We start from the raw sequence: 12093 nt of genomic DNA, 5'->3' as shown, positions 1-12093 counted from the left end.
CGACACTTCAGGATCTTTAGCATAGGAGCGCGCCTCCGAGCCATGCAGTCTTATTCCCAGCGTGTTCGAGACAGCATCCTGCCGCTTTCGGTGGGAGACACGTTGCCGAAGGCGTTTGAGGAATGGTATTTCACCGGAAGTACTGAAGATCACGAAGAGCCTTGCGAAACCTGCGAGCTGTGCGGTCAGGACGGGCTGCGATATCATTTTGAAATTGGCAATAGATTCACGGGACACGCCTTACAGGTCGGCTCGCACTGCATCTTGCAATTTGATGTCGCAGTCTACGAGGGAAGCCGCCGCCTCCTCCCCAAGGAAGCCAAGAAATGGCTGGACAAGCTCACGCAGCAGATGCGGTTAAATTCATGCATCAAAGCGCTTGAAACGCTTGCCCGGGCCGAACAAGCCAGCATCCTCGAAAATGCGCTTGTCTATTATCGAAAGAATAAGAAACTTACGCCGAAACAGGCATTCGTCGTGTTCTGGAGACTTCGGCGCAACCGCGTCGATCATTCTCCGTCTTTCTTCAACATCACACTTCGCAAGAAGCAGCATACGACAGACCTGCAGGAAATGGCGACCGACAAGGTCCATTTCTTCTGGCGCGCATTAAGCCCGGCACAACGCAGACAGGCGATGAAACTTGGCCATTTGCCTCCAAGCTAATAGCAGCTCGGAACGAGTTACTCCTACAGAAGGTGGACGCAAGTCTCCAGAATGATCCAGGCTTGCCAAGTACCGATAGACTCCAACCGCCCTAACCCACGCGGGTTCTATCCGTTAGGCCCGACATTCGGGCATATCCGGCATTGTGTCCGGAGAAAATGGAATATCGACGTGAAAGCCGCCGTCGTCGGTATAGTTCGAAATTACCAACCCGCCCTCTTGGACAATTTCATCCGCGAGATCACCGATGACCTCAAATTTGCTACGTTCAGTCCACTTTCCGTAATCGTCGGCGATGCTCTTGCACGCAGCGCTTAGTCTTTCGAAATAGGGTTTGAACCAATGACCATCGAGAGCGGCGATCGTATTCGGCCTGTCTTCCAGCTCCAATCCATGACCGGCGATATTGCCGAGATGATAGCAAGCGTACTTCATGAGATTGCCATAGATGCCATAGACCTCGGCTAAAATTTGCTCGATATTTCCATGCAGACGGTATGCTTTTATAAGTCCATTGGCAGTGGCTCGAGTTTCATTCAACGCGTGGATGAAAGTCTTTTCATATCCTTCGGTGGGGTCCTCTCCGAAGCAAGCACATATCGACGTCACGGCATATTCGTCCCAGCACGCCTTGATAATGTCCCATCGTAGGCGATCATGGGCATTACGGGCCTTGCTCCGCAACAAGACACCCGGAAATGCGGCATCGAAACGGTGCGTGACCTCGACATGCCCGCACTCATGCGCAACCATGTGCAATGCGAGCTTGAATGCATCATGCTTTTCATCCTCAAGCGGTAATACCGCCGCCGCGTTGAAGACGATGTGACTTTTCAGCGTTCCGTCACGGATAACTGCTGGTGTCATCGCCACCCCCAAGACGAATCCCTCCGAAGGAGTCAGCTTGTGGGTCGTCGGATATCCGCGATCGAGATCCAGAAGGGCTTGATGATAGTCAAAGGCGACCGTGATGCCATCAAGATTGCTCAGATCGAAATATCGGCTCAACTCGCGGACATACATGGCGAGAAGATTGCCAAACTTCCTCGCGTGCCCCTCCTCATCAAAACAGCGCAGCGAGACAGAAATATTCTCAGGAGCAGTTGGCGAACGGTCGTTGACTGCTTTCTCTTCCTGTTCTCCCGACCCCGCCGCGGGCTCTGGCATGTCAGACGACATGGGGACCACGTTTTTTCAAGGTTAAAGTCGGTTTTGTAACCGACTTGACCGGCGCGGCAGGCTTTTCCCGATCCTCTCGCGCTGTCCGCACGATCTCAAGCGGCAGAATTTTTGCTCGAACAGTCTCGTCGGTAAAGAACGGCCGGATCTTGTCGAGTTCGGATTCCCGCACCCCCCATGCCCGATAGATCGGCTGCACTTGCACCGAGAGATAGCGTGCTTCCTCGGGCAAGTTTTCCTCCTGCTCGTCAGCAAATCCCATCGGCAGCGCCAAACCGGCGCGCTTCCTTAGCTCCTTAAGATCAATCGTCACACGCGGGGGATTGCTCTCGACCTTGGCTGCATGCAGAAAACACCAAAGCGGAAAGTTGTTATCCATTGGGATATAATGCGGTTTGTTGCGCCCCTTCTCTCGCGCAGTCTGGACAGCATCACGAAGCAGACCCGGATCGAGCCATTTCGCAATGAATTGAGCAGTGAGCTTTGTGCGCACATCAGACGGCCGCGCGAACGCTTCGGCAAATAACATCAGCGCAGCCGCTTGTTGCTCTTTATTACCCGCAAGAAATCGGAGCGATGCAGCCAACTGATCGGCTGCGACAGGTGATTTCGGTGCGAACTCAACGGCCTTGTTGGCCGCAAAATACCGAAGCCAGACAAACCAGGGATCATTCGCATGTAGAGCGTCCGCGAAATGCTCATATAGCTCCAAAAAGAACCGCATCCCCGAGCGAGGCATATCCCTGCGCCGCAGATCTTTCAGGATATCGAACCATGGCAATACGGTTTGGGAGACTTGCGGTGAGGATTTCGCAGCCTCCACGATGAAACTGCCGACCTCCGGCGTCACCAAAGCAAGAGTCCATACCGCGGCACTCTTATCCTCGTGCGCCACTCCATTAAAATCCGTGGCGATCAGGTGTTCGGCAACGAGAAACTCCTGTAGTGACCGATGACCGAAATAAATGGTGCCGGTCGCGCCCTTTTCGATGAGGCAGCCGGCAGTCAATTCCTTGCGCAATGCGGTGTCATCATAGTCGTGCCGAACATCGGAGGTGGCTTCCCGGCATATTTCGGCTGGCACGGATGCAAGCGTGACGGTGGAGACGCCACCTTGTTCCCATAGCCAATACGCGAGAGCACGGTTGAAATTTCGTCGGACTTCAAGGGAAAAATGGGGATCGCGACCACGCTTGTTCACTTCCCGATCGATGAGGAAGTGAACAAACCTATCAAACAGCCGATACTTTGAGAGGTCGGTAAGCGATTGGTTCGGGTCGGTCGCTATCTGGCAGAGCATTTGTGCGTGCACCGGCCGCTTCAGTAACTCGTCGAATGCGTCACTCAGTAATTCAGCCAACCGCGACGCAATCCAGGTTTCATCCACGGGATTGCCTGAGCCGCGCGCGGCTTCGCGTGCGACGACCGGAAAGAAACTCTCGACGAATTTTCGCGCTTCATCCGCCGTGAAATTGCGGACGGTCAATTCGCGGAAGGCACGACGTCCTCGCGTTGCGACCTCCTGGCCACCTGCTGTAATTTGACGCCCGTGGATGATTGATTTGAATTCGTAGTCATCCTGGAATGCCGTGTCGCGACCAAGGATGACAAGCTTCGCTGCGTTCTTGTCGAGGCGCATCAGCTCCGTGATGTTCGCCTCAAAACGCGCCAGGGTCATGCCATGCTTCATTTCGTCGAAGCCGTCGAAGATAACGACGTAGCGACCTGCCTTGTTCAGCTTTTCAAAGAGACCAAAGTTATAGCCGCGTACACCGGGACGAGTGGTGAAGACCTTCCCCAACAGCCCTTCAAGAGACTGCTCATCGACGATGTCACCCAAGGGGACGAGGACCGGCACGCGACGGGACGGTTCTTTGAGAGCTTCGCGAGCCAGAACTACCGCGATGTGCCGCGCAAATGTGGATTTGCCTTTACCGTATCCCGCGACGATGGCGAGTGGAAGTGCATCCGCCTCATCGATCCAGTCTCGCACGACCTTCTCCAGATCGACACCATCTTCAGTTTTCAGTGGAACGTACCAACCGGCTATTTTTTCGACATCGTAGGATGAGATGAGGTCGTGAAGGTAGCTATCAAGGCCCAGCAGGCGACGTTGAAACTCTGCGAACGTCATTGCCTTACAGCCGCGCTTCCCATCAACCAGCGCACGACCGTCCGGGCTTATTGGACCTTTGGATACGAGCCAGGCTCGATCGGCATCGTCCTTGTCGATCAGGGTGCCGTAATCGACCACGAATTCGCGACATTCTGGGAGTCCGAGTGTGCCTTCGTGGTCCTTCGCCTCGACCACATACTTGAGCGGTCCATCCAGATCTTCGCGACGCCAGCGGACATCGACCTTCTTGAACTCTTCACGCGTTTCCGTCTCGGCGACGAAGCTCGCGGCTTCGAGCATCGACGCGACCAGATCACGAAAGGCGTTACCTTTTTGCGTGGTGCTCTCGCGCTCCTGCTCCGACATCAACCTAAAACCTTCTTAAGAGCGCCCCGGCAAGCACCGCAACCCGCCCGAAATGGCGGTCAAACCGATCGTGTTTCAACAGCGCGCGTAACCTCCGGCTCGTCACTCCCTCATCAAGACTCAAGGCTGATCGGCCCACTGACTCCCACCGCGGTGATTCTTGCCCCTTTAGCATGTTCCTGCTATGTTCTCAATGCTTTTGAGGCCTGAAATCGTGGCATACCGTATTGCCATGCCTTCGTTGATTGCGGAGCGACCTCGCGATTTGGTCGTCTACACGCTCGACCTCGCGCGAGATCATCCCTGACTTCGACGGCCACTGGCGGCTGGCGGCTATTAGGTGCGATGATGCGTCACATCCCCGGACCGTCCCGTCCATCAAGCCAATTGCCAGCCCGAATATCCCAGCGCCGATGTTCGGCGTGATCTCCGAAAAAATGAAGGAGCGCCAGCCCGTCGCCCTGCATGGACATGTCGAAGTCGCGATCAAGCTCAGATCCGTCGGCAATTGGCGCGACTGTGAGCGATACCGTTCGTGGTAGCCGACCTAGGTTGTCGGATAGGCTTCGCAGAATCTCTTTAGCCGATTGCTCGTAGATTGCGAACAATGGATATTCGGGCCACCACCAGAATGGGTGATCGCGCCCCGTCCAGAAGCGCTTTCCGCGACGCTCGAACACCCAGAAATCTTGCACAAGGCCTTCCGGATCCAAAACGTCCGCGCCTTGCCCCGAAAGGCTGTTGCGCATCACGCGGGCCACATTTGTTGCTCCGCAGAGAAGAAAGACGGATTCGTAGTTTGCATAGGCGATCAGCCCACTCGGCTCTCGTCGCTCACCTTCTCGCCGAAATCCACCTCCTGGTGGCTCGCCGCCGCCTCTTCCGCTCCTTTGGGGATCTGGGTAAGTGGGCACATGTTGCATTTTCGGAGCAGGCTCGGGGGCCGGCTGCGGTGCATAGCTTGCCGCGGCAGAAAGAGAATGTGCCGGCGTGCTGACTGAGCTACGAACCTGAAGCACTTGCGGGCTTGCGATTGCCAGGGTGGACAGGCGCGCACCTGGAATTGTGCCAAAAGCGATTGCGTAACCGCTGGCTACCTCCAAGTCGCCGCTCTTGGCGCCGACGATGTGGCGTACCTGCTCGTTGTAGGCCTCCTGGGCGAGGTTAAGGATCGGCTTTCGCTTCGCTTTTTGCGTCGACAAGCTGCCTTTCGCCTCGACGACGACGATGCTTTGCGGCTGAAATCCGTGCGCACCTGCTGGATCGTAGACGAAATCAGGAATTTTCTTTGTCGACTCGCTCCTGCTGGGCTTCAGCGCGAGTTCACGCGTGTTTGCGGACCAGTGGAAGCCCATGCGCTGCATGACAAGGTCGGCAACAACCGCTCCGAGCTTCGCGGCAAGCGACGTTCGTTGCTCGTCGGCCAGAATATTGATCTTGGTGGTGAATAGAAATTCGTCGTCTTGCGCGTCAACGAACAAATTCATATGGCTTGCCAAGTACGCGGCGCTCGTTCGAGCGAGTTCTTGTCGTTCCTCATGGGAAAGTTCTGGGACAGCAGACAGAAGCGCGGTAGTTCGCGCAAGCGACAGAACCAAGTCTTCCCAAGTGAACGACAGTGGATTTGGACAGGAAAGCTCGTTTCCTCCACGTATCAGATTTTGCCGAACGCGTATCGGGCTCAAATCGTTGATCTGTTTGAAAGGCTGACCCCAGTTCATTGTTGCCTCAACTAACCAAATGAAATCACGAGCATTAAAAAGTGCGTCGTCGCTGCTTTCGTCACCATCCCAGACGGCTGAACAGCGATCGCGTAGATGGCAGGACAAGACGATCGTCCCAGCTGACGGTCTTGGCTCTGGGCTTTTTCGATCCGTCGGGCGTCACGATCGCAAGCTCGCCCTCATCTCGAAGAAGGATCAGCTGCCGGTTCATAATGTCGGAGGTGACGGGCGTATCGTTGCAATTGCCTGCAAAGAGATCTTCGACAACCAGACCTGCGCCGTTGCGATTCGCTGCGTGGATCATACGCGGGAGTTGATCGAGGACGGCCGCTTCCGAGCGCTTCATTGCATCGTCATCGAACATAAAAGTGAGAAACTCTTGGCGCAAATCTTTCGAAGGATCGAAACCGAGCGCATGGAAACCAGCACCACCATGATGCTGAAAATGGTTATTCAAGCGCCAATGCAGTTTTCCCATCTCGTCCCGCGCCTGACGATGGTTCGACAGGTGTAGCAACCAGTATGATCGGTGGGCCTCAACAGAATGAATAAAGAATGGCGTGTAGAACCGAGATCCAGTTCGATCTTGGACATGGCGATACAGTGCATTCTGAATCAGGTAGCGCCATCCCTCTCCTGTTCGAAGATCAATCAAAGCCCGAACATCTTCGCGGTTGAGGTCGATATTCAGGAGCGCCTGCGTTTCGGCCGTTTTCATGGACAAGAAGTCGATCAAAGCGTCGACGGCGAATGTCAGCAGTATCTCGGGATTTTTCAAAGTACCAAGGATCGTGCGGATCGTCTGTAGTCGAACATCGCTCCAGCCATATTGGTCCAGAAAAAACAACGAACGGTGTGCGGATCCCTTTTTCTGAATATGAGCGATCACGTCCGGGCAGGCGTCCTCAAACAGGGTTTCACGAATGAAAATATCCTGGCCCAGACGCGGACCGTAGCCGCGCTTTCGAAGTACGTCCGTCAGGAAGGCAACATGATGGTGGTTGGCGTCGATGAAGAAGAAATCGGCCCTGATATCGAATCCTTTCGCGCGTGCTTCGTTCAGTGCCTTTTCCGCTGTCTCAACTGCTTTCAACAAGCGGAGCGGCGAGCCATCAACTTCGGCAGAGCCTTGACGATAGAGCCCCCCGCCGCTGAAGCCGTCTACAATGGTCAGGTTGAGCATCGTCTGGCTGGGGGTGCGCGTGAGGCGCTCAATATAGATCCCAAGGTATTGTTCGAAAATGTCGTGTTTGGCAACGCTATGGGATCCAAGAACAGGAAACGGATCGCCGAGCTTCCACTCATACTGTCCGCTCATCGCGTAAGGTGCTCCGTTGCTCGTGGCTGACTATGCAGAACCCAAAGGACGACCCAACGCCGGCGGGCAACAATGCCGATATTCTCTCTTACCTGAGTGGGAGCACAAGCCGACATTGCCGCTCAGATTGCCGCTGCGATGGCGCACCTGGCGTTGGGCTATGTCTATGTCGTCAGGGCGACAGCGAAGCCTCGGGCATTTGGTCCCAAACCTGATCGCGATATACGCGTCCATTGGCCTTTTTGGAACGGCGCTTGTTGTCTTTCCCCCATGTCCCCCACTGCTTGAAGAAGAACGCGGTGTTGTGCATCGCACACCGATCGAAGATCTCATCAATCCATTCTTCGCGGATCGGGCGGGCCGACCTTCCGCTCTCTCCCCCGACGATGGCCCAGTGGATGTCACGGAGATCGACTTCCCCGACCGGTCCGATCAGCGGCTCAAATGAGATAAAGCGGATCGCCGCCGGGACAGTACGCAAATGATCGATACGGCCAGTGACGGCGGCATTCTCAACGCTGGTCCCGAGCCACACGTTCGGCAGAACGTCGCCGATCTTGGAGCGAACCAGCGCGCCCATCCGCTCTGGGCGCTTGGTGAGGATCTGGTAGTGATGATGGGGTGTGGCACGCATGACGGCCCACACTTTCAGGATGAAGGCGTCGCTGACCCGATCATGAAACAGGTCGGACATCGAGTTAACGAAGATTTTTCGCGGCTTTTTCCAGCGCAGCGGAATGTCCAAGGCGGCCTTGTCTTCACGTACCACGCCGTTCCAAACGGTTCGTTTGCCGCTGCGGCGCGTGAGTCCTTTATATTTCGGGACATTCATCGCCTGAAGTCGTCTCGCCATTTCCATGGCATAGCAATTCGTGCAGCCGGCGCTGACGATGGAGCAGCCAGCAACCGGATTCCAGGTGGCGTCGGTCCATTCAATTTGCGTCTCAGCCATGACCGCTCCCACACCGCACTCTCGCTCGTCGATCACGGTCAATAGCAGGTTAACCGTTAAGATCGGGTTGGAAGGTGCCTATTGCAGCGCCTACCCGCTGTAACACTTGAAGCGACCGTATTGGACGCCCCTGATGAAGCCCTGCGAGACCTTCGCCTCCAACTGCCATTGCACCAGAAGCAGGCTCCGGATCGTGCGTCGCGGGTCGCCATCATGCGCCGCAATCGCCTGATCCACGGCCATGTCGAGCCGTTCCGATTCCGACATGGAATCGGCTTCCGCCGCTTCGGACATTTCGAGTTCCTGATTGACCTTGCTTGGCTTACGTTCTTATTTTGTTCTCATGGAGTCAAGCAGCGAAAAACGCCGGTTTCCGGTGCCCTGGCGGGTCGAGGAGGAAAATGCCGAGACATTCGTCGTCACCGACGCCAACGGGACGAAGGTCGCATGGGTCCATCATCGCGAGGCCGCGTCGCGTTATCATCTGGGCGCGCTCGGACTGAGCTTTGACGAGGCCCGGCGAATTGCGAATGCGATCGCGCGCCTGCCCGAATTCCTGAAGCAGCGCCGGGGATTCTTTCAGCGCGGCGGCGGCGGTTACCGATGGAAGCCGAGCCGCCCCTATCATGTCGCGCTTGGAGGACACTTATCTGCGCACCCACTGGGGCGAGATCGACGTGCTCTGCCGTCTCAACAGTCTGCCGTTCAATCCGACTGGCGAGATCATTCAGAACGGCGGGGCCTGGCGCGTCCATGAATTCGCACAACAGATGGATGCCATCCTGTTCTGGGACAGGTTCGAAGGTCGCTAGCTCGTGGGCGAGGAGTTTCACTATCCCGAACGCCCGGCGAACCTGCCGGAACTGAAGCCGCTGAAGAACTGGCGCAAGCCTAACCCCAGAGACTTTCGCTGACGCGCGGCTTCTCTGTCTGAATTCTGCATCATTCTTGGAATAGAGTTTGCGTCTCGCACCCAACATGGAAGAGGCAGGACGATGCGTCAGCTTGTTCGGATCGCCATTGTTTCTGTCTGCGTTGCCGTGGCCTCCTCGCCCGCGTCCGCCTGGTGGGACGCAGGGCACATGCAGATCGCCTACCTCGCCTACAAGAAACTCGATGACGTCGCGAAGGAGAAGGCGGACGCGCTGCTGAAGCTCAACACGGATTATCCAAAGTGGACCGCCGGCGCGCCTGACGAGAAGACGGCGAAGCTCTACGCCTTCATCCAAGCGGCGACCTGGGCCGACGACATCAAGACAAAGCCTTACGGGTACACGCGCGATGCCGTCACGAGTCCGACCGCAGGCCAGAACATCGGCTATGCCGACCGCAATCAGCATGCCTACTGGCACTACAAAGACGCCAACTTCTCGCCTGACGGAACGTCATGGCCGGCGTCCGATCCCGTCGATCTCGTTACCCAGCTCAAGCTGATGATCGCGGCCTTGCCGGCATCGTCCGACGCCTCCGACGATGTGCGCTCGTATGACCTTGTCTGGATTCTGCATCTTGTCGGCGATGCGCATCAACCGCTTCATGCCGTCTCGCGGTTTACCCAATCCATTCCGAAGGGAGATTCAGGCGGCAACGCCGAGTCTGTTATCCCCGCGACGGGCGAGACCGTCATTTTTCATGCCTATTGGGACCGCATGTTCGGCGGCTATGCGTCGCCTTATGGAGCCGTGTTCGACGCGGATGCCAAGGACGGGCTTGGCAGCGTCGCCGTGAGCGAGACGTCGGCGCAGATCTCCGATCCGGAGGTCTGGATAAAGGAGAGCGCGGAGATCGCGAAGCAGTTTGCGTATGCGCCGCCGATCGGTCTCGACAGAACTTCCGTTCTGCTGACGCGCGACTATGAGACGAATGCGCGCGCGGTTGCGCGCAAGCAAGCCGCGCTCGCTGCCGTGCGCCTCGCCAATCTTCTGAATGCGGCGCTGAAGTAGCTCTCTTCAATTTCCGCCGTGCTTGTGCGCATCACGCATCTCCTCATCGCGTGAGATCGCGCGTTGTCCCCTTAATCCACTGCACACGCACGCTGCGATTTCAGCCGTTTCGCCGTTGCTAGGTCATTCTACGCCAGACTACGACGGCCATGATTGGCTTGTTGCCCCGTCCCCGATGATGCCTTTTGTATTCGTCCCCGGCGCTCGGCGAATTCTCGCCGCGCTTCTTGGGGGACGCGATGGCTGGGACCGGACAAAACAAAGACTCCGCCTCGCGCGGGGCGCGGATGCTGCGCACCGCGCTTGGCCCAGCCATCGCGACTTATCTGCAGGACGCCTCCGTCGTCGAGGTGATGCTCAATCCCGACGGCCGGCTCTGGATCGATCGCCTGAAGGGCGGCCTCGAGGACACGGGTGAGCGGCTCTCTCCGGCGGATGGCGAACGCATCGTGCGCCTTGTCGCGCACCATGTCGGCGTCGAAGTCCATCCCGCCTCCCCGCGCGTGTCCGCTGAACTGCCGGAGACCGGCGAGCGTTTCGAGGGACTGATTCCGCCGGTCGTCGCTGCGCCGACGTTTGCGATCCGAAAGCCCGCGGTCGCCGTCTTCACCCTCGACGACTATGTCGCCGCCGGCATCATGCGGCCGAAGCAGGCCGAGCTGCTGCGGCTCGCGGTCGAGAAGCGAAAGAACGTGCTGGTCGCCGGCGGCACCTCGACCGGCAAGACCACGCTGGTCAATGCACTGCTCGCGGAAGTCGCCAAGACATCCGACCGCGTGGTGCTGATCGAGGACACCCGCGAGCTGCAATGCGCAGCGCCCAATCTTGTCGCGCTGCGCACCAAGGACGGCGTCGCCACGCTCTCCGATCTCGTGCGCTCGTCGCTGCGGCTCCGGCCGGATCGCATCCCCGTCGGCGAAGTACGCGGCGCCGAGGCGCTCGAACTGCTGAAAGCCTGGGGAACGGGACATCCCGGCGGCATCGGGACGATTCACGCAGGAAGCGCGATCGGCGCGTTGCGCCGGCTCGAGCAACTGATCCAGGAAGCGGTGATCACCGTGCCCCGCGCGCTGATCGCCGAGACCATCAACCTCATCGTCGTGCTCGCCGGCCGCGGCTCCAAACGCCGCGTCGCCGAACTCGCGGCCGTGCGCGAACTCGCGCCGAACGGCGACTACGTCCTCCTCTCCAGCATCCACGAAGCCAATCCCGAAGGTGACCGCACATGATGTTCATTCGCCCCAAGTCCCGACACGCGCTCGCGCTCTTCCCGGCGATCCTTGTGTTCGCCGCCGCCACGCTGCCCGCGCAAGCCGCCGGCTCCAACATGCCGTGGGAGCAGCCGCTCAACCAGATCCTGCAATCGGTCGAAGGCCCGGTCGCGAAGATCATCGCCGTGATCATCATCGTCACCACGGGTCTGACGCTCGCTTTCGGCGACACGTCGGGCGGCTTCAGGCGGCTGATCCAGATCGTTTTCGGGCTGTCGATCGCCTTCGCTGCCTCCAGCTTCTTCCTCTCATTCTTCTCGTTCGGCGGCGGGGCGGTGATCTGATGACTGAGCCCGTTGAACCCATCCCCGGTTTCACCGCGCCCGTGCATCGCTCGCTCAGCGATCCAATCCTGCTCGGCGGCGCGCCCCGCACGGTCGCGATCGCGAACGGCACGCTTGCCGCCGCGCTCGGTCTCGGCCTGCGCTTATGGATTCCGGGTCTGTTGCTCTGGGCCATCGGACACGCCGCCGCGGTCTGGGCCGCCAAGCGCGACGCGCAATTCGTCGATGTGGTGCGCCGTCACCTGCGCTACCCCACGCATTTTGGCGCGTGAGG

General features: G+C 57.9%; 12 protein-coding genes. 6 read left to right on the top strand and 6 right to left on the bottom strand.

What is annotated here, in order from left to right; translation table 11 throughout:
- The first annotated feature begins 42 nt into the window (after positions 1-42).
- The gene (locus ACP7AL_RS10615; protein WP_024921552.1) at positions 43-666 is read left to right on the top strand and encodes a hypothetical protein; all 624 of its coding nucleotides are present in this window, start codon (positions 43-45) and stop codon (positions 664-666) included.
- Positions 667-780: 114 nt separating this feature from the next.
- Here the strand turns inward: ACP7AL_RS10615 and ACP7AL_RS10610 are convergent, their stop codons facing one another.
- From ACP7AL_RS10610 to ACP7AL_RS10585, 6 genes are all read right to left on the bottom strand, one after another.
- Positions 781-1845, bottom strand: a complete 1065-nt coding sequence (locus ACP7AL_RS10610; protein WP_024921553.1) for a hypothetical protein — start codon at positions 1843-1845, stop codon at positions 781-783.
- Positions 1835-4327 carry an NACHT domain-containing protein gene (locus ACP7AL_RS10605; protein WP_024921554.1) on the bottom strand — a complete coding sequence of 831 codons (2493 nt, stop codon included), beginning with the start codon at positions 4325-4327 and terminating at the stop codon, positions 1835-1837. The genes ACP7AL_RS10610 and ACP7AL_RS10605 overlap by 11 nt, the downstream gene beginning before the upstream one ends.
- A 353-nt stretch (positions 4328-4680) precedes the next feature.
- Positions 4681-6048 carry a hypothetical protein gene (locus ACP7AL_RS10600; protein ID WP_244434410.1) on the bottom strand — a complete coding sequence of 456 codons (1368 nt, stop codon included), beginning with the start codon at positions 6046-6048 and terminating at the stop codon, positions 4681-4683.
- A 61-nt stretch (positions 6049-6109) separates the two neighbouring features.
- Entirely contained in the window at positions 6110-7369 is a 1260-nt protein-coding gene (locus ACP7AL_RS10595) for a three-Cys-motif partner protein TcmP (protein WP_024921557.1), read from the bottom strand.
- 172 nt (positions 7370-7541) lie between these two features.
- Positions 7542-8321, bottom strand: coding sequence for a DUF5131 family protein (locus ACP7AL_RS10590; RefSeq protein ID WP_024921558.1), 780 nt, complete (start codon positions 8319-8321; stop codon positions 7542-7544).
- A 90-nt stretch (positions 8322-8411) separates the two neighbouring features.
- Positions 8412-8615 (bottom strand): hypothetical protein, encoded by a 204-nt coding sequence (locus ACP7AL_RS10585; RefSeq protein ID WP_024921559.1) that lies wholly within the window; start codon positions 8613-8615, stop codon positions 8412-8414.
- Positions 8616-8947: 332 nt separating this feature from the next.
- Here ACP7AL_RS10585 and ACP7AL_RS10580 point away from each other — a divergent pair, with 332 nt between their 5' ends.
- The 5 genes from ACP7AL_RS10580 to ACP7AL_RS10560 all read left to right on the top strand — a co-directional run bounded on the left by ACP7AL_RS10580 (position 8948) and on the right by ACP7AL_RS10560 (position 12091).
- On the top strand, positions 8948-9133 hold the full coding sequence (locus tag ACP7AL_RS10580) for a hypothetical protein (protein WP_024921561.1): 186 nt from the start codon (positions 8948-8950) through the stop codon (positions 9131-9133).
- A gap of 183 nt (positions 9134-9316) precedes the next feature.
- Entirely contained in the window at positions 9317-10264 is a 948-nt protein-coding gene (locus ACP7AL_RS10575; protein WP_024921562.1) for a S1/P1 nuclease, read from the top strand.
- A 239-nt stretch (positions 10265-10503) separates the two neighbouring features.
- Positions 10504-11493, top strand: a complete 990-nt coding sequence (gene trbB, locus ACP7AL_RS10570) for a P-type conjugative transfer ATPase TrbB (protein WP_024921563.1) — start codon at positions 10504-10506, stop codon at positions 11491-11493.
- Entirely contained in the window at positions 11493-11819 is a 327-nt protein-coding gene (locus tag ACP7AL_RS10565; protein ID WP_051472543.1) for a TrbC/VirB2 family protein, read from the top strand. The genes trbB and ACP7AL_RS10565 overlap by 1 nt, the downstream gene beginning before the upstream one ends.
- Positions 11819-12091: a VirB3 family type IV secretion system protein gene (locus tag ACP7AL_RS10560; protein WP_024921565.1), complete on the top strand. Its 273-nt coding sequence runs from the start codon at positions 11819-11821 to the stop codon at positions 12089-12091. The genes ACP7AL_RS10565 and ACP7AL_RS10560 overlap by 1 nt, the downstream gene beginning before the upstream one ends.
- Positions 12092-12093 lie beyond the last annotated feature (2 nt).

The sequence above is a fragment of the Afipia sp. DC4300-2b1 genome, from assembly GCF_049895725.1.
Classification (GTDB): domain Bacteria; phylum Pseudomonadota; class Alphaproteobacteria; order Rhizobiales; family Xanthobacteraceae; genus Afipia; species Afipia broomeae.
This window is presented reverse-complemented; position numbering and strand designations above follow the sequence as displayed.